At 36.4% G+C, this 17,509-nt stretch carries 19 protein-coding genes; 14 read left to right on the top strand and 5 right to left on the bottom strand.

Annotation, left to right across the window (positions count from 1 at the left end):
* Positions 1 to 70: 70 nt before the first annotated feature.
* Entirely contained in the window at positions 71 to 1,477 is a 1,407-nt protein-coding gene (selA, locus tag IQI_RS14705; RefSeq protein WP_064093396.1) for an L-seryl-tRNA(Sec) selenium transferase, read from the top strand.
* Between the two features lie 27 nt (positions 1,478 to 1,504).
* On the opposite strand, the gene IQI_RS14700 is transcribed toward selA, so the two are convergent.
* Positions 1,505 to 1,645 carry a small acid-soluble spore protein P gene (locus IQI_RS14700; protein ID WP_064093395.1) on the bottom strand — a complete coding sequence of 47 codons (141 nt, stop codon included), beginning with the start codon at positions 1,643 to 1,645 and terminating at the stop codon, positions 1,505 to 1,507.
* A gap of 117 nt (positions 1,646 to 1,762) precedes the next feature.
* On the opposite strand from IQI_RS14700, the gene IQI_RS14695 reads away from it, so the two are divergent.
* Positions 1,763 to 2,023 carry a hypothetical protein gene (locus tag IQI_RS14695; RefSeq protein WP_064093394.1) on the top strand — a complete coding sequence of 87 codons (261 nt, stop codon included), beginning with the start codon at positions 1,763 to 1,765 and terminating at the stop codon, positions 2,021 to 2,023.
* A 179-nt stretch (positions 2,024 to 2,202) separates the two neighbouring features.
* Here IQI_RS14695 and sspO read toward each other — a convergent pair whose 3' ends face one another.
* Complete coding sequence (sspO, locus tag IQI_RS14690) at positions 2,203 to 2,352, bottom strand: small acid-soluble spore protein O (protein WP_064093393.1); 150 nt, start codon at positions 2,350 to 2,352, stop codon at positions 2,203 to 2,205.
* 328 nt (positions 2,353 to 2,680) lie between these two features.
* Between sspO and acnA the strand changes: the two genes are divergently transcribed.
* The 10 genes from acnA to IQI_RS14645 all read left to right on the top strand — a co-directional run bounded on the left by acnA (position 2,681) and on the right by IQI_RS14645 (position 13,066).
* On the top strand, positions 2,681 to 5,392 hold the full coding sequence (gene acnA / locus IQI_RS14685; protein WP_064093392.1) for an aconitate hydratase AcnA: 2,712 nt from the start codon (positions 2,681 to 2,683) through the stop codon (positions 5,390 to 5,392).
* Positions 5,393 to 5,548: 156 nt separating this feature from the next.
* On the top strand, positions 5,549 to 6,139 hold the full coding sequence (locus IQI_RS14680) for a peroxiredoxin family protein (RefSeq protein ID WP_197489760.1): 591 nt from the start codon (positions 5,549 to 5,551) through the stop codon (positions 6,137 to 6,139).
* Positions 6,140 to 6,241: 102 nt separating this feature from the next.
* Positions 6,242 to 6,388 (top strand): FbpB family small basic protein, encoded by a 147-nt coding sequence (locus IQI_RS20365; RefSeq protein WP_082892732.1) that lies wholly within the window; start codon positions 6,242 to 6,244, stop codon positions 6,386 to 6,388.
* Between the two features lie 104 nt (positions 6,389 to 6,492).
* Positions 6,493 to 6,636, top strand: a complete 144-nt coding sequence (locus IQI_RS14675; protein WP_044336998.1) for an acid-soluble spore protein N — start codon at positions 6,493 to 6,495, stop codon at positions 6,634 to 6,636.
* Between the two features lie 84 nt (positions 6,637 to 6,720).
* The gene (gene tlp / locus IQI_RS14670) at positions 6,721 to 6,951 is read left to right on the top strand and encodes a small acid-soluble spore protein Tlp (RefSeq protein WP_064093391.1); all 231 of its coding nucleotides are present in this window, start codon (positions 6,721 to 6,723) and stop codon (positions 6,949 to 6,951) included.
* A 285-nt stretch (positions 6,952 to 7,236) separates the two neighbouring features.
* Positions 7,237 to 7,659 carry an acyl-CoA thioesterase gene (locus IQI_RS14665; protein ID WP_064093886.1) on the top strand — a complete coding sequence of 141 codons (423 nt, stop codon included), beginning with the start codon at positions 7,237 to 7,239 and terminating at the stop codon, positions 7,657 to 7,659.
* Positions 7,660 to 7,827: 168 nt separating this feature from the next.
* Positions 7,828 to 8,136: a hypothetical protein gene (locus tag IQI_RS14660; RefSeq protein ID WP_064093885.1), complete on the top strand. Its 309-nt coding sequence runs from the start codon at positions 7,828 to 7,830 to the stop codon at positions 8,134 to 8,136.
* Between the two features lie 88 nt (positions 8,137 to 8,224).
* Entirely contained in the window at positions 8,225 to 9,841 is a 1,617-nt protein-coding gene (locus IQI_RS14655) for a response regulator (RefSeq protein ID WP_064093390.1), read from the top strand.
* 15 nt (positions 9,842 to 9,856) lie between these two features.
* Complete coding sequence (locus IQI_RS14650) at positions 9,857 to 10,219, top strand: response regulator transcription factor (protein WP_064093389.1); 363 nt, start codon at positions 9,857 to 9,859, stop codon at positions 10,217 to 10,219.
* Positions 10,220 to 13,066: an ATP-binding protein gene (locus tag IQI_RS14645; RefSeq protein WP_064093388.1), complete on the top strand. Its 2,847-nt coding sequence runs from the start codon at positions 10,220 to 10,222 to the stop codon at positions 13,064 to 13,066.
* A gap of 48 nt (positions 13,067 to 13,114) precedes the next feature.
* Here IQI_RS14645 and IQI_RS14640 read toward each other — a convergent pair whose 3' ends face one another.
* On the bottom strand, positions 13,115 to 13,405 hold the full coding sequence (locus IQI_RS14640) for a HesB/YadR/YfhF family protein (RefSeq protein ID WP_064093387.1): 291 nt from the start codon (positions 13,403 to 13,405) through the stop codon (positions 13,115 to 13,117).
* A 125-nt stretch (positions 13,406 to 13,530) separates the two neighbouring features.
* Between IQI_RS14640 and IQI_RS14635 the strand changes: the two genes are divergently transcribed.
* Positions 13,531 to 13,791, top strand: coding sequence for a hypothetical protein (locus IQI_RS14635; protein WP_064093386.1), 261 nt, complete (start codon positions 13,531 to 13,533; stop codon positions 13,789 to 13,791).
* A gap of 47 nt (positions 13,792 to 13,838) precedes the next feature.
* Here the strand turns inward: IQI_RS14635 and IQI_RS14630 are convergent, their stop codons facing one another.
* Positions 13,839 to 15,008 carry a CapA family protein gene (locus IQI_RS14630; protein WP_064093385.1) on the bottom strand — a complete coding sequence of 390 codons (1,170 nt, stop codon included), beginning with the start codon at positions 15,006 to 15,008 and terminating at the stop codon, positions 13,839 to 13,841.
* A 215-nt stretch (positions 15,009 to 15,223) separates the two neighbouring features.
* A complete protein-coding gene (gene plsY / locus IQI_RS14625; protein WP_064093384.1) occupies positions 15,224 to 15,805 on the bottom strand; it encodes a glycerol-3-phosphate 1-O-acyltransferase PlsY in 582 nt (193 codons plus the stop codon).
* A 271-nt stretch (positions 15,806 to 16,076) separates the two neighbouring features.
* On the opposite strand from plsY, the gene IQI_RS14620 reads away from it, so the two are divergent.
* Positions 16,077 to 17,375, top strand: coding sequence for a purine/pyrimidine permease (locus IQI_RS14620; RefSeq protein ID WP_064093383.1), 1,299 nt, complete (start codon positions 16,077 to 16,079; stop codon positions 17,373 to 17,375).
* The last annotated feature ends 134 nt before the right edge of the window (positions 17,376 to 17,509 follow it).

Genomic DNA, 17,509 nt, shown 5'->3' with positions numbered 1-17,509 from the left:
CACATTGTATTCTTTCTAATTTAAATGGTGAGGGTGTTATACTATAAAAAAGAAATTAAGGAGGACAACCATGCACCAGCTCAGGCAAATACCGCCTATCCACGAAATCCAACAATCAACTAAATTCAAAAAATTTATTCAAACCCATAACCTTTCAACTGAAAGAGGGACGGACCTTATAAAAAAGGTCATTGCATCCTTTCGAAATCAAGTAATAGAAGGGGAGTGGAGGGGACCTAACCCGTCAACATTTGCATTCATTGAAAAAATGTTTTTAGATGCTGAAGATTTAGTAAATGAAACCCACTCATTCTCCTTACAAAGTGTAATTAATGCGAGTGGAACCATTTTACATACTAATTTGGGACGTGCAAGATTAGGCAAAGATATCATGGAACATGTCATGAAGGTTGCAGGTGGGTATAGTACCTTGGAGTATGACTTGGAAAAAGGAACCCGTGGTTCTAGACATTCTCACGCTGAGAAGTTCATTTGTGAATTAACAGGAGCTGAAGCAGCAATGGTCGTCAACAATAATGCTGCCGCTGTATATATGATCCTTTCTGCTTTTGCTAGAAACAAACAGGTTATCGTTTCCAGGGGAGAGCTCGTTGAAATAGGAGGTTCTTTTCGTATCTCTTCTATTATGGAAGAAAGTGGTGCTCGACTGGTAGAGGTTGGAACAACAAATAAAACCCATTTGTCTGACTATAGTGAATCCATGACAGAAGAAACGTCAATGGTTATGAAGGTTCACCAGAGTAATTTCGTTATTAAAGGATTTACATCGGAAGTTCCTTCAAAAAACTTAGTAACTCTAGTTAAGAAGCATCCAGGGGTAATATATTATGAAGATTTAGGAAGTGGAGCCTTATTCAATTTTTCACAGGCAGGAATAGGTAATGAGCCCGTTATACGAGAAGTGATAGAAAAAGGGGTAGACCTTGTTTCATTTAGTGGGGATAAATTATTGGGGGGCCCCCAAGCTGGGATTATCGCTGGAAAGAAGGAACTTATTCATACATTAAAGCAACATCAGCTCTCTCGTGTTCTACGAGTAGATAAAATGACCTTAGCTGCATTAGAAATGACTCTTCTTCACTATATTAATGGGGAAGCATCAGAGAGAAATCCAACGATTAAAGACATTATTCGATCTAAAGAAGAAATATTGGATCAAGCTAGACGTTTTGTTAATGAATTTACTCATTTAGATACCAAATACCATTTAGATATAATTGCGGGCAGCAGTCAAATCGGAGGAGGTACGATGCCTGAGGTCGATTTGGATACATATCTAATCAGGATTAAACACCCATTTTTACCTTGCCAGGAACTTCATCAGGCACTTAGAGCAGGAAAACCATCTGTGGTTGGAAGAGTACAAAAGGATCAATTTTTACTTGATTTAAGAACTGTCTCTGAAGATGAACAAGTAACTGTATTAGAAAGACTTGTACAACTTGACAAAGGATAGATGGTGAAGACACCATCTATCCTTGGATTACATATCGTGACTCTTATTATTTTTCTGGCGTGTGTGATTTTGATTCTTTACTTTATGAGAACCGCTTAATGGCTCTGGTTGACCGGATTGCTTCGGCGCATTTTTTCGCATATCTTTACTATCATTTTTATTCATCATTCATCCCTCCTCATCATTAGAATGGATTCTTGCAAAGGAGATTATTCATAGGTATATCATTGATCTTTTTTGGCTATAATAAAAAGGCTATTTTACAATTAGGAGAGATGATGCCCCATGCCTTACCATAAAAATAAACAGCAAGCATTTCAAGCAGCACAACAGGGAGTTACAGAAGTGCAAAATACAGTAAATGAACTTGTATTAGATGGTGGTAGCTACGGCTCACAGCTTGCACATTTAAAAAATGAAGTGAATGAAGCCTACCAGCAAATTGAAAATGCACTTGAAGTAGCTTCGGATACTCAAAAAGCTCAACTGCAACAATTTAAATCAGATTTAACCTCTATTGTCAATGAAGTAAATGGGAACATCTAGAGAATTTACAACAGGCTAAAAACTCTGCAACTATTTTGCAGAGTTTTTTCTATGAAGGTTTAATCCAGGAATTAAAGGGTAGTGAAATAATGGGATTAAATAGGAAGTTTTGTAGTGATTACATAAAAAAATGACCTGCTGTGGGTTCCAATATGAACCGACACCAGGTCACCTCATGCCTATTGATTGGTTTTACGCTTTTTATTAAACTGTCGCTGTGCTTCAGTTAGAGGTTCATTCGAAAATTCTTCATTGTAACCTACACCTTTTCCTTGTGCTTTCGCTGCATTCATCCCATTTATCACATGGTTTGCTTTACGTTTTGCCAATGTAAACACCTCCATGTGATTAGAATACCACCACGTCATATTTCCTATTAGAGGAAATGACTTACATGTATTTTTGTTTTTTCACAATAATATATTCAGGAAAATGACACGATCTGACATAGGGGGGAATGTTGGCATATCAATGTTCCCTTAAAAAACAAAAGTTGTTTATTATTTTAGATAAGAAAAACTTATCAAAAACAATAACTTTATTGTTATTTACTTATGTAATCGCTTGTATTAAGATGTAAATGTGAGAAAAGTTCGTTAGTTTTAGAACGAAGACTTTTCGACTTAATGTGTTTATGTAGTTAGAGGGGGAATCGAAATGGCAAAGAACGATGTATTTAATGCACGATCTTCTTTTGAACTAGAAGGAAAACGTTATCATTACTATCGTTTAAAAGCGCTTGAAGAAGCAGGAGTAACAAAGATTAATCGTTTACCTTACAGTGTGAAGGTACTACTAGAATCTGTACTTCGACAATTTGATGGACGTGTAATCAATAAGGATCACGTTGAAAACTTAGCTAACTGGGGATCAACTGAGGTGAAGGACGCAGAAGTTCCTTTCAAACCTTCTCGTGTAATTCTTCAGGACTTTACAGGTGTACCAGCTGTCGTTGACTTAGCATCACTTCGTAAAGCAATGGCTGACATTGGTGGAGACCCACAAAAAATCAATCCTGAAATTCCAGTTGACCTTGTTATTGACCACTCTGTACAAGTAGATAAATACGGTACAGCTGGTGCTTTACAGGCAAATATGGATCTCGAGTTTGAACGCAATGCTGAGCGTTATCAATTCCTAAGCTGGGCACAAAAAGCATTTGAAAACTATCGTGCTGTACCACCAGCAACAGGTATTGTACACCAAGTTAACTTAGAGTATTTAGCGAATGTCGTTCACGCTGTTGAAACAACAGATGGTGATTTTGAAACATATCCAGATACACTAGTTGGTACAGATTCTCATACTACAATGATTAACGGTATCGGCGTGTTAGGCTGGGGTGTAGGTGGAATTGAAGCAGAAGCAGGAATGCTTGGTCAACCATCATACTTCCCAATCCCAGAAGTTATTGGAGTAAAACTAACAGGTGAGCTTCCTAATGGAGCAACAGCAACTGACTTAGCTCTTAAAGTTACACAAGTACTTCGTCAAAAAGGTGTAGTTGGAAAATTTGTTGAGTACTTTGGAACTGGAGTAGCAACATTACCACTTGCTGACCGTGCAACAATTGCAAACATGGCTCCTGAATACGGTGCTACTTGTGGTTTCTTCCCAGTTGATTCAGAGTCTTTAGACTACCTTCGTTTAACGGGGCGTGACGAAGACCATATCAAAATGGTTGAGGAATACTTAAAGAAAAATGACATGTTCTTCACACCTGAAAAAGAAGAACCGACATATACCGATGTAGTAGAAATTGACCTATCTGTAGTGGAGCCTAACCTTTCTGGACCTAAACGTCCACAGGATTTAATTCCACTTTCAGACATGAAAGAGTCATTCAATAAATCCATTACAGCAAAAGAAGGCGTTCAAGGCTTCGGTTTAGATGCGTCTGAAATTAATAAAACAGCAAAGTATACAACGGAAGATGGTAAAGATGTTGTTATGCCTACTGGGGCGATTGGTATCGCTGCCATTACATCTTGTACAAATACATCAAATCCATATGTTATGCTAGGTGCTGGTTTAGTAGCGAAAAAAGCAGTAGAACTTGGAATGAACGTTCCTGATTACGTAAAAACATCTCTAGCTCCAGGATCAAAAGTTGTTACTGGTTACCTTAGAGATTCAGGCTTACTATCTTACCTTGAGGATATCGGATTTAACCTTGTAGGGTATGGTTGTACGACGTGTATCGGTAACTCTGGCCCATTACGTCCGGAGATTGAGAAGGCAGTATCAGATGCCGATTTATTATTAACTTCTGTGCTATCAGGAAACCGTAACTTCGAAGGCCGTATTCATCCGCTTGTGAAAGCTAACTATCTTGCTTCACCACCACTGGTTGTTGCTTATGCATTAGCTGGAACAGTAGACATTGATCTTCAAAAAGATTCTCTAGGTAAAGATAAAGATGGAAATGATGTATTCTTTAGAGACATCTGGCCTTCACAAGATGAAGTCAAAGATGCTGTGAAATCAACAGTAACTCCAGAATTATTCCGTAGAGAATATGAGCATGTGTTCTCAGAAAATGAGCGTTGGAACGAAATCAAAACTAGTAACGAGCCACTTTATAGCTTTGATGACAAATCAACATACATCCAAAACCCTTCTTTCTTCACTGGATTAGCAACTACTCCGGAAGATATTCAAGGATTAAATGGACTTCGTGTTGTAGGTAAATTTGGTGACTCAGTAACGACTGACCACATTTCACCTGCAGGTGCCATTGGTAAAGATACACCAGCTGGAAAATATCTACGTGCTAACAATGTAGAACCACGTGATTTCAACTCTTATGGTTCACGTCGTGGTAACCATGAAGTAATGATGCGCGGTACGTTTGCCAATATTCGTATCCGTAACCAAATCGCGCCTGGTACAGAGGGAGGATTCACGACTTACTGGCCAGAGAATGAAATTATGCCAATGTATGATGCTTGCATGAAGTATCAAGAAAATGGTACTGGATTAGTTGTCTTAGCAGGTAAAGATTACGGTATGGGATCTTCTCGTGACTGGGCAGCAAAAGGTACAAATTTACTTGGAATTAAAACAGTTATTGCTGAAAGCTATGAGCGTATTCACCGTTCAAACCTTGTGATGATGGGTGTACTTCCACTTCAGTTCAAAAAAGGTGATAGTGCGGAATCTCTTGGCTTAACTGGTAAAGAAACGATTTCTGTTAATGTAACAAACGATGTGAAGCCACGTGACATCTTAACTGTAACAGCAGTTGCTGAAGATGGAACAACAACTGAATTTGAAGTGCTTGCTCGCTTTGATTCTGATGTAGAAGTAGATTACTACCGTCATGGTGGAATCCTTCAAATGGTACTTCGTGACAAATTAAAAGCATAATGATATGAAAAACCCTGGGATTCATCCCAGGGTTTTTCTTTCTGATTTTTTTCACCCTCACTGTTTTTTCTATCGTGAAAAAATGACTAAAAGTAGACAAGCTAACATATGATGATAGAAAAACATCTCTTATTAAGAGAGAGGAGGGACTCTCATTTGAAAACTTTCTTTGGTATAGTGCTTGTCAGTTCATTACTATTCACAATCTACGTTGAAAATAAGTCTGATTCCACATTATATTCTGAGGAGACATTTCTCCAAAATTCCAATCAAAGTCAATCCTATAATCAACTAATTGATATAGAGGAGGGGGAGGTTTCTGAATCTACACCGGTAGACCACTACCCTGGACCAAATGTAGGAGATCAAGCGATTGATTTTAAACTAGAGACCCTGTCCGGTAATGAGATCACGCTTTCATCATTGAAAGGTAAAAAAGTCATTCTTAATTTTTGGGCAACGTGGTGTCCACCTTGTCGAGAAGAGATGCCTATTTTGGAGGAGCTTTATAAAAAACACAAGGATACCGTTGAGATTTTAGCCATTAATATTGACCCACAATACAATGTAAAGCAATACACAGAATCCCTGAGCCTAACATTCCCCATTCTATTAGACAAAGACGACAAAATAAACAAGGCCTACGATATCTTGTCTGTACCCACTACCTTCATCATCAACGAAAAAGGCATCATCACCCACAAACAAATCGGTGCTCTCAAATCCTTTACCCCTTTACTTGAGTGAGGGACGCTCCTTTGAATACTCTCTATTTTCACTTTGTTTAAACTATCTGAAAGTTGGATATACTATTTATACAAACTGATATAGGAAGGAAGGCGATACAACGTGCGTAGACCAAGAAAAAAATCGTTTGCAGATCTAGTGAAAGAAAATAAAAAACAATTACTTTTAGATCAAGACGCCATTGATGCCATTGAAGAGAGAATTGATGCAAGACTTGAAATTAAACGTCCTATGGGCAAAGCCGAGTAAATAATTACGAGGCTTATTTTTTTTGAAAAAAAAATGTACTTGCCAATTATTTCACCTGCATTTCCTCTTTAAGTTGGTAATGATAATAGTAAGGGGGGAAGTTTATGAGTAATTCAAAAGGAAGTCCGAATCATTTTGCACCGAATCATATTGGCACACAATCACGAGCAGCAGGTGGTAACAAAGGAAAGCAAATGCAAGACAAATCAGGCAAACATGCCCAAGTGATCCAAACGAAGGGTGAATAAAGGTTTTCAATCAGATGAAAAATAATATAGGGATGGTCTTATTAGAGAGGTCCGTCCCTCATTTATTATTAGGAGGAATGTAGGATGGCCTGGGATAAACCGAATCCGGATGATCGTAGCGATAATGTGGAGAAGCTTCAGGGGATGGTGCATCATACGATTGAGAATATGGAAAAAGCTGAAGAGTCTATGGCGTTTACGGATAGCGAAGAGCAGCTTCAATCGATTAAAGCAAAAAATGAGCGCCGTCGTGAAAGTCTTCAAGCTTTCCGTAGTGAAATTAAAGATGAAGCCAAGCAAAACAATCAAGAATAACGATCTTTCCAACGAACCCAAACATGAAAGTATCATGTTTGGGTTTATTTCCTTCTACATTTAATAAGTTCAATGCCTCTTTCATTTATGATAAAATTACATAATAACATGCTCTTAGTTGAAAAAGGAAATTAAATCTGTCCCTGTTTTTATATGAAATCAGCTGAACAGTTCCCGCTTTGAGAAGTTAGAGGCAGGATGGTTTGTCTGAGGGATTGGGAAAGAGATTATTTACCATTAATAAATCAAAAAAAGAAGAGCTTAAAAAGAGGAGAGGTAAACGACGTGCATGTAGCAGAAACAACAATTCAAGTTAGATATGCAGAAACTGATCAAATGGGCGTTGTCTATCACGCCAATTATCTTGTATGGATGGAATTAGGACGAACTAAGCTAATTGAGGATCTGGGATTTGTCTATGCTCAAATTGAAAAAGGAGGCATACTGTCTCCTGTAATAGACTTAAACATTCAATATAAGACACCCGTTCGCTATGGTGAAAATGCCCTTGTAAAGACTTGGGTAGAAGAATACGACGGATTAAGAATTACATATGCTTATGAAATTTATAATGGACAAAACCAATTAGCTATAATAGGGCAATCAAAACATGTTTGTGTAAAAAAAGATAGCTTTCGACCTATTTCAATAAAAAGAATGTTTCCAGAATGGCATATCGCTTACGAAAAAGTAAAAAAACAAAAATAATTTCCGTATGAGGCAAAACATGATTGTTTTGCCTCATGTAAGATTCCTATCTTATTGACTCCTCTTTCACCCTCCTTAAAAAAATCCTGAAATAATATGAACAAGCATAGAGAAAATAAGCCCACTTTAAAAAGGTGGTTATCACCAAAGAAAGGAATGAAGTTACCCATGGCTTATGGAATAAACAAAGAGGAACTAATACAGTGGAAGAAAGCTGTATTGAGAGGTGAGGTTGCTTTTCTTACTCATTATTGGTTAGATGATCGATTTCCAAATGTACGATCTGTAACAAAAGTTGGCTGTTCCAATGTAGAAACCTTATTAAATTGGGGCTCTAAGCACGGTTTAAAGGGAGAATGGATTCATTATCGAAAAGATGGATTTCCTCACTTCGATTTAATGGGAGATATACAGAAGGAAATTCTACACGAAGAAGGTCTATCAGAACATATCCAACGATTTATGGAACATGAATAATTTTCCTTTATAGGTGATTGACACCAGACTATTATAATAGTACTTTCTAGTAAGCAGGGATATTAATATGGAGTGAGTACATACAATTATGGCAAATTTACTAATCTATCAGAAAAAATTGATAGAAAACATACGCAAACAATTATCTACATGGTTTACTCTTTCTACACCCATCAAACAAATGGAAATAGAGCGTTTCCTGCATTCAATTACTGGAACTGCACCGACTATTGAATTAGATGAGTTGGGTAAATTAGCCCGTAATCTACATGAACATGTAAAGGAGCTGGGCCATAAAGAGTGGCTCAATAGAGAGGTTCAAGAGCTTGTCGCTCCTATTTTAACGATTTGTTACCAGTATGAAAATAATCATGAATTAGAGCTTCCAATGAACCAAGAAAACTCCTTGCATACACAGGTTGTTTTTATTATAGATGATGATGTGACGATTCTAATGATTTTAAAGGACTTTTTAGAGAAGCAGGGATTTCAGGTTTTTGCATTTAGAAATAGCGAAAAAGCTTTATCTGCCCTTTATGATATAAAGCCTGATTGCATTTTATTAGATATCTTTTTAGAAGATGAAAATGGCTTACAAACTCTTGAGCACATTACTCAAATGGTACAACGCCAATACGTACCCATTATGATGATGAGTGGAGACTCCTCAGATGTTGTTAGAATGACTTCCTATGAAAAAGGGGCAGATGACTTTCTACTCAAACCCTTTAAATTAAAAGAGTTAGAAATTCGATTAACTCGACAAATTCAAAGGAAGCAATTTGTTGATGAATTAATTTTAATGGATGAATTAACGAAATTATATAATCGAAAATATTTTGCCCAAGTCTTTAACCAGTATTGCTCGAAACAGTGGGAAGCGGATCATGATAATGAGAGATTATCTATTGCTTTTCTTGATTTAGATCATTTCAAGAAAATAAATGATCAACATGGTCATTTGATTGGAGATACCGTGTTAAAGAAGTTTAGTCAATTTGTAAGCAGTAAACTTGAGACGAAAGATATTTTTATTCGTTTCGGTGGTGAAGAATTTCTCATACTGTTCCCTAACCAAAGAGCTGAAAGTGTACAGGAAAAACTTGCAGTTATTCAATCTGACTTTCATAAAGAAATTTTCACTAATTCACATCATCAATTTTCTGTATCCTTCTCGGGAGGAATAGTGGAAATTGATAGCGCAGTATCGACATCCCCTGCCTATTGGCTCGATTTGGCTGATATTGCTCTATATACATCAAAGGAGTTAGGAAGGAATAAGTTAACCATATACAGTCAACAACAATTGCTTCCTGAAAAAGCTGTTTCCATCGCCATTGTAGAAGATGACATTATTATGCAGTTACTATTAATGAATCTTTTAAAACAAATTTCCTCTGATAGTAAAAAGTTAGTACATATTGAACGATATAAAAGTGGAGAGGATTTTATTGAAAGTGAATGGACAGTACGAAACAACGAAGGAATTGTTCTACTGAACATGAATATGGAAGGGATAAATGGCATTGAAACTCTTGAAAAAGTAGATTTGAGCAGATTCATGGTTCTGATGCTCTCTGCACAGTCTTTAAGCAAGCAAATGGAAAAGGCAATAGCGGCTGGAATTAACGACTATGTAAAGAAACCATTTAAAATTAGCACCATGGAACAGAAGCTTAAATTTTACCTTGAATTCTTTGATTAAGGAGATAACACCATAATGACACGCATACTACTGGCAGAAGATGAAGATGTATTAAGAATGTTGATTGTCGACACGCTTGAAGACGAAGGATTTCAAATTGATGAGGCAGCTGATGGGGAAGAGGCAGAAGAATTAGCAAAGCACTCAAAATATGATCTTATTTTATTAGATTACATGATGCCTGGAAAAACAGGGTTAGAAGTCATTGTATCTATTAGAGAAAATGAAATGAATAAGCAAACCAACGTTATGATGCTTACAGCTAAAAGTCAGCAATCTGACCAAAAAGCCGCAATGGATGCAGGAGCCAATTACTTTTTCACAAAACCTTTCAGTCCTATGGAACTTGCTGAAAAAGTTAGGGAGATTGTAGAGTAAATGAAGAACTATTATAAGCAAAGCATTTCAAGACGATTCGGTGTCTTAATGATCAGTTTTATCGTCTTATTCCTTATCGGATCTTCTATTCTTATTTACACTCAATTAAACACTCAAAATCAACATTTAAAAGAAATTAAAGCCCTGGAAAAAAAAGAAGATATCACTAAAAATATCGATGATGCATTTACACAGGCTTTTTTGGATTTTAGGGGGTACTTTGCCTATTCCAATATGGATCTCAAAAATAATGCTTTAGATCAGAAGCCCGCAATTGAATACTTATTACGCAGACACAAGACGTATATCAGTACTGAGGATGATTCAAGATTTTTTAATGAAATGAACAGGTTTTTAAACTATTATTTTATAGATCAATTACCAAAAGCATTAAATAATTTTGAAAACAATCGTAAAGAACTGGTATCAGAACAAGCCAATTCAAATGTAACAGGTGAAATTAAAAAATTTCAACAAACGGTTGATGACTATCGAAGGTCTCTTCGGGAAGAAATTAACAACAGGTATGACTTGCTGAATCATCTACAACAAATGACACAATGGGCGATGTTTATTTTTGTACTTGTTATGCTGATTATCTTATTAATACTCACTCGACTTAGTTTAAATCGTATTGGACGTCCCATTCGTGAATTAGCAGCCTCTGCTGAAAAAATAATTCAAGGTAAAGAGACTAGCCTTCCAAAGGTAAAGGATTCCCAAAAAGATGAAATTGCTGTTTTAACCAGGAGCTTCACAAAGATGGTTCAGTCTATTAAAGAAAATGAACAGCATTTTATAGACACCAACGATGAGCTTCTTCATCAACAGGAAGAACTTCAGGCACAGCAATTAGAGCTTGAAAAATTAGTTGGACAAATGGAAGAGAGAGAAAATAGGTTAAGTAATCAAAATGAACTCATTAACTCCCTATCTAATTCTTTAAATAAGAATGAAATACTAACAAGTATTGTGAAAGGATTCTCCTCCATCATTAATGCAGACCGGGGTATGATTGTCTTATTAGACAAGGAATTCTCACATGCAACGTGGGGAATATCTGAATCGGGAGCACAGCAATTTATACAATATATCTTTAACGGATTAAATGAACGAATTTTAGTTGATAAAAAGCCTCTTGTAACCATGCGCTCGCTTACTGAAGGTGAAAAAGGGTATCATACGGAAGGACAAAGCTGCTATGACTTATTTCTTCCTGTCCTTAATTCTTCCTACGATGTAGAAGCAATAATGGTATATACTCGTTTCGGTTATGGATTTAACGAACAAGAAATCGAAGAATTTTCTTCATTAAGCAAGCAGATTTCTCTATCATTGGATAAAATAAGTATTTTTGAGGCATCCGAAGTGGATCGACGAATGAATCAAGATATTCTTAATACGATTCAAGAAGGAATTCAACTCATTAATACAGAGGGTGATACACTTCATTTGAACGAAAAATTCTATGAGCTTTTTGACAACAGAGAACTTCAAAAGTTTGTTCATACTCCATATACCACCTGGTTAAAAGCTTTTACCGATAAGATGGAAGAACCAAAAACGTTTGAAACTTTTATAACTGACCTGATTGATTCAGAGAATACAGTCATTGAAAAAATACAATATATCATTCAACACCCTGTTTATAGAGTCATCCAAGTATACGCAGAACCCCTTTATCGAAACAATGTGAAGGTTGGATGGGTAATCGTTCACCGTGACAGAACAAAGGAATCTGAAGCAGATCAAATGAAAAATGAATTAGTGAGTACGGTTTCCCATGAATTAAGAACACCTTTAGCAAGTGTTCTTGGTTTTACGGAGTTATTAATTACGAAGGAACTAAAGGAAGAACGGCAAAAGAAATATTTATCTACTATTTATGGTGAAGCCAAGAGATTGACCAATCTGATAAACGATTTCTTGGATGTACAAAGAATGGAATCCGGAAAACAAGTATATGAAATGAAATACGACTCCATAACACCAGTTATCCGTGATGTTATTGAAAGAGAACAAGTTCAAACAACGGCACACACGATTCAATTTGCTAGAAAAGTTGAACAGGACACCGTCCTTGCTGATAAAGATAAATTAGGACAAGTATTCCAAAATCTCCTTCATAATGCTGTAAAGTACTCTCCTGACGGAGGAAACATTAACGTCGTTCTCGATAGCGATCAAAAAAATTTCCTTGTTTCAATTACAGATGAAGGGTTAGGGATTCCAGCAGAAGCGATTCCTAACTTGTTTGCTAAGTTTTATCGAGTGGATAACACAGACAGACGAAAGATTGGTGGAACTGGATTAGGTCTTTCAATCGCAAAAGAAATAATGAAAGCCCATGGAGGAGATATTACCATCCATTCTCAACAAGGTATAGGAAGTACATTTACAGTATTTCTTCCCAAAGTAGCAGATTACATCCAAGAAGATGGGTCCTTTGATGAAGCATGTGAAGGAAAGGGAGGTAATGTGTTAATTGTAGAGGATGATCAAAATTTAGCAGCCTTATTGACTTCAGAGTTAAATGACTCTGGATTTAAAATTACTACTTATGATGATGGTCATAAAGCACTCGAAGCAATAAAGAGAGAATTACCTGATGCTATTGTTCTTGACATCATGCTCGAACACTCAGATATTGACGGATGGAATATTTTAGAAGAACTTAAAACAAACAATGAATTAAAACATATCCCGATTTTCGTTTCATCAGCACTTGATGAAAAAGAAAAAGGGCTTGGGTTAGGTGCAAAAGGATATTTGGTCAAACCTTATTCTCCAAGTCAGCTTTCTAAACTGATACTCCAAACACTGTGGAGCATTAATCGCAAACAATAATAAAAAGGACAACATGGGTGGTGTGCACCTGTCTGTTGTCCTTTTATTTTACTTTTTATATTCATAAGAGGGTTCTTCAAGGATTTGATCAAATTCTACATACAAGTCATGACCATCAAAGAACCATAAATCTCTTTCTTCTACAAAGAATTTACGATTTTCTCTTTCAGTAAGCTCTCCAACATCAACAGGATCTTCTTTGGAAACCCCTAAGGAGAAGCTGTCATGAAGAGGACTAGATCCCCCGTAACGCACATAAAAGCGCACATATTGACCATCCTCTACAAGCATTTCATCTTTAAACCAAATTAGTGCTTCATTTGAAATATGAATTTCCATCTCTCAGTCTCCTTTCCGTGCATTGTCTACATCCCAACAGGAGATTGGACAAATGATGACTTCATTCATTATTATATACATAGACACAGAATAACATCTACTATTTCGTTTAAAGGATGAGCATAATGAAAACACAAGCACTACTATATTATATTGGAGCCTTTATTTTTACAGGGCTAGGGATATTAACCTTTGTTCAGCTACATAAAGCAAGTTACCAAATGGAAGCAGGAACCTTTATTGTAATTACGGCTCTCTTATATTACGGTATGATTACTCTTTACTTTAAAGGAAGTCGTAAAACGTTTCTTATAGTAAACCTCGCACTTGCAATTGTTGTCCTTGGTGGAATTTTCTTTAATAGTTTCTTATTTGGGGGACACTAAATGAAACAAAGAGCAGCTCTATTTAGAATAGAGCTGCTCTTTGTTGGTTATTGAGGTAATCCACTCATCATATGGGACACGAGTTCTTCTTCTGAGTTGGGAATTAGCCCATTTTTATGGGCGAATTCTAGAGGGTAAATGCGATAGTTATTGTACTTATTTTCATCCACAAATGTTGGTTGAAAACCTATGGTAGGATATTTAATAATAGCTCCCTTAGGACTCATCGTTTTTTCTACTTGAACCGTTACCATTCCACCAATGTCTTTATAGTCATCTTTTTGACCAGAAAGGAAATTTCCTAATGAATATACAACTACAGCCTTTCGACCATCACCTGTTTGATAAGTTTCGATCGGTTGAAGAACATGAGGGTGGTGACCAAAGATAATATCAACACCATTTTCAGTTAGTACTTTTGCAAGTCTTTGTTGATCTTCTGTAGGGAAACGTTGGTATTCATTTCCCCAATGGAGACTTAATACTACTAAGTCAACACCCATTGACTTTGCTTTTCCTACTTCTTCTATCATTTTCGTCTCATCAATAAGGTTGACTAGATATTCTTTTCCTTTAGGAACAGGAATTCCATTTGTACCATAAGTGTAGGAGAGAAGAGCAAAGTTAATTCCATTAATGTTAAAGGTACGAATTTCATTTTGATCTTCTTTACTTTTAAAAGCTCCGACGTAAGGCATCGATATGGACTCATAATAATCAATGGCACTTAGAAGTCCATTTACCCCTTGATCTAAAGAGTGATTATTGGCAGTAGTAACTGCATCAACGCCTACCTCCTGCAGGGACTTTACGATCTCTTTAGGACTATTAAATAGGGGATAGCTAGATAAACCTAACTCCACACCGCCTGGGGTGGATTCTTGATTCGCGATAAGAAAGTCCGGTTCTCCCAGCATTTCTTTAACAGGATTAAACATAGGGGAGAAATCGTATTTTTCTCCGTGTTGTGCATCATTGTAAACAGTATTATGAAGAAGAATATCTCCAATCGCTGCAAGTGTTGCAGTAGACTTCAAAGATTTGCCCTCAGCTTTAACTTCTCTGGTTGAATGAAATATAGTAGGTATTTCTCTTTTTATCATTTCAGCTTCTTTAGAAGTAGCCCACTCACTATATTGAGCCTTTCCTAAATAAGCAATTATGATGATTAATGGAATACTTATTCCTAGAAAAACAGTCATCATCTTTTTATTCATGATCAACATCCTTCATTAACGAATCATCTTTCATTTCTATTTTACAAAATAAAACAAGAAAATAGGGGAATTTTTAATAGATTTTGAAAATTATTATCATTTTATGTGTAATATGTCCTTTTCCTATTAAAATTCTTTTGATTTGTGTTTTGTAAGAAATGGGGGGATACAAAAAGCACCTAAACCGATTAAGGCTAGGTGCTTTTAAAGTGAATCTATAACCATTTAATTTTAGGTTCTGTCTTATTTTTTATTCTAACGATATTCGACCGGTGCCTATACACTACAAAAAGTGCCAAAACGCCTACAACAATTATGAGGGCAATATCACCTGTAAATAACGTATACGTGAAGGCAACAAGTGCGGCAATCATAGAAGAAAGAGAAACGTATTTTGAAATATACAGGGCTAAGAAAAACACTCCTAGTAATATGAGAAACAAAAGAGGAGCATAGCCTAATAGGACACCGGCTGAGGTAGCAACGGCCTTTCCGCCTCTAAAATTCGCAAATACTGGATACATATGACCAATAACAGCAAATACACCAGCAAGTAACATATGTACATCAGATGTGATTAAAAAAGGTAAGAGGGTAGCCAACGTTCCCTTTAAGATATCCATTATCGAGACAATCATACCAGCTTTCACACCGAGGGTTCTAAACGTATTTGTCCCTCCAAGATTTCCACTTCCATGTTCACGAATATCAATTCCATAAAATTTCTTCCCAACAATTAAGCCGGAAGGGATGGAGCCTATTAAATAAGATAAAACAAGAATAAGGGCAAAAATCATTTTCACTGCTCCTTTTATTAAACTAATGCGTTCTTTATTTTAACATGTTTTTGAACACAAAGGGAGAAAATAAGGATTTTTTTTAGGACCAGTTCTTAAAGGTAGATATAATATACGTAATATAAGATTGAATGTTTAGAATGTAGGCGAACCCACTGTAACGAAATGCTACATATTAGATTCAAAGAGTTTTTCTATTAAAATGAAAAGGACACCTAGATATATGTTAAAATAAACACACTTTACAAAGAAGAAACGAAGGTGAACAAATATGCATTTATTGTTGGCAGCCTTACAATGGGTGTCTTTTATGGTAGCAGGCTCGATTGCAGCTCCAATCGCTATTGCCGATTTATTTCAATTGTCTCCATCAGACACGGCAGGCTTTATACAAAGAACCATTTTCGTTTTAGGTGCAGCAAGTCTTATTCAAGCTCTATTCGGGCATAAACTACCTATAAATGAAGGGCCAGCTGGTTTATGGTGGGGAGTCTTCGCTATTTATGCTGGATTTGCCGGAACGCTTTATAGCAGTCACGAAGAAGTCCTCACTGTATTGCAAGGCGGTATGATTGTTAGTGGAATCATTTTCTTTCTTTTATCTGCAACGGGAATACTTAGAAAATTAACCTCTCTATTCACGCCTACAATTACATTTATTTATTTAATGTTGTTGATTTTACAATTGAGCGGATCTTTTATTAAAGGCATGTTCGGGATTCAACAAGAAGGACAACCGCTTGAGCCATTAGTATTGGTTGGAAGTGTCTTAACGATACTTGTTGCTCTTTATTTTACTCATCATAAACAAAAATGGGTTCAACAGTATTCGATTATTCTTGCTTTAATTGTGGGATGGCTGATCTTTTTATTAATGGGGTTAGGGACAAATACAGCTGTTTCAAGCAGTTGGTTTTCTTTTCCTAAGGTACTGGTGTTTGGTGCACCAGTATTTGATACTGGGGTAATTGTAACATCTATCTTTATTACGTTCCTTTTAACAACGAATATGATAGCGTCCATCCGTGTTATGGAAGAAGTTATGAAAGCGAAGGGAGAGCCAACCTACGAGCGTTATTCAAAAAGCGGATTTGCAGCTGGGGTTAATCAACTTCTGGGTGGTATATTCTCTAGCATAGGGTCCGTTCCTATTTCTGGTGCAGCCGGTTTTGTGACAGCAACTAGAATGTATTCTGTTATTCCATTCATTATTGGTAGCGGATGTATCATTATTATCAGTCTCATTCCTAAAATTATGAATCTCTTTGCCAGTTTGCCTGCTCCAGTTGGCTATGCGGTTACAACTGTTATATTTATTAAAATGGTAGGACTTGCTCTAGGAGAATACCGAAAAGAAAAAAATGTAGAACGAACTCATTTTGTTGCTGGTATCGCCCTCATTGTAGGAGTAGGTGCTATGTTTGTTCCAGCTTCTGCTTTTAGTGATCTTCCGATTGTTGTAGCCTCGATCCTAAACAATGGATTAATTCTTGGAACTGTTATTGGAATCATGGTTGAACAATATAGTATATTCAAACAAAATCGAACGTTATCTTCTAAAAACCAGTAATTGTTACTGGTTTTTTCTATTAGGCTCTTTTTAAAATGCTCTTTCCACAAAGATTGTTGTAAATTTTTTAACAGATCTTGCATGGCTCTGTTAACCAGTGTGTGCTGAATGGTGAAGGGAACTGCTCCGTTTTC

Source organism: Rossellomorea aquimaris TF-12 (assembly GCF_001648555.1).
Taxonomy (GTDB): Bacteria; Bacillota; Bacilli; order Bacillales; family Bacillaceae_B; genus Rossellomorea; species Rossellomorea aquimaris.
Note: the sequence above shows the minus strand (reverse complement) of the source record. Positions and strands in the feature narration are given on the sequence as shown.

Bases quoted from the DNA above. Each gene is read 5' to 3' on its own strand.
- selA (WP_064093396.1), top strand. From the start codon at position 71: ATGCACCAGCTCAGGCAAATACCGCCTATCCACGAAATCCAACAATCA.
- IQI_RS14700 (WP_064093395.1), bottom strand. From the start codon at position 1,645: ATGATGAATAAAAATGATAGTAAAGATATGCGAAAAAATGCGCCGAAG.
- IQI_RS14695 (WP_064093394.1), top strand. From the start codon at position 1,763: ATGCCTTACCATAAAAATAAACAGCAAGCATTTCAAGCAGCACAACAG.
- acnA (WP_064093392.1), top strand. From the start codon at position 2,681: ATGGCAAAGAACGATGTATTTAATGCACGATCTTCTTTTGAACTAGAA.
- IQI_RS14675 (WP_044336998.1), top strand. From the start codon at position 6,493: ATGAGTAATTCAAAAGGAAGTCCGAATCATTTTGCACCGAATCATATT.
- tlp (WP_064093391.1), top strand. From the start codon at position 6,721: ATGGCCTGGGATAAACCGAATCCGGATGATCGTAGCGATAATGTGGAG.
- IQI_RS14660 (WP_064093885.1), top strand. From the start codon at position 7,828: ATGGCTTATGGAATAAACAAAGAGGAACTAATACAGTGGAAGAAAGCT.
- IQI_RS14655 (WP_064093390.1), top strand. From the start codon at position 8,225: ATGGCAAATTTACTAATCTATCAGAAAAAATTGATAGAAAACATACGC.
- IQI_RS14650 (WP_064093389.1), top strand. From the start codon at position 9,857: ATGACACGCATACTACTGGCAGAAGATGAAGATGTATTAAGAATGTTG.
- IQI_RS14645 (WP_064093388.1), top strand. From the start codon at position 10,220: ATGAAGAACTATTATAAGCAAAGCATTTCAAGACGATTCGGTGTCTTA.
- IQI_RS14640 (WP_064093387.1), bottom strand. From the start codon at position 13,405: ATGGAAATTCATATTTCAAATGAAGCACTAATTTGGTTTAAAGATGAA.
- IQI_RS14635 (WP_064093386.1), top strand. From the start codon at position 13,531: ATGAAAACACAAGCACTACTATATTATATTGGAGCCTTTATTTTTACA.
- IQI_RS14630 (WP_064093385.1), bottom strand. From the start codon at position 15,008: ATGAATAAAAAGATGATGACTGTTTTTCTAGGAATAAGTATTCCATTA.
- plsY (WP_064093384.1), bottom strand. From the start codon at position 15,805: ATGATTTTTGCCCTTATTCTTGTTTTATCTTATTTAATAGGCTCCATC.
- IQI_RS14620 (WP_064093383.1), top strand. From the start codon at position 16,077: ATGCATTTATTGTTGGCAGCCTTACAATGGGTGTCTTTTATGGTAGCA.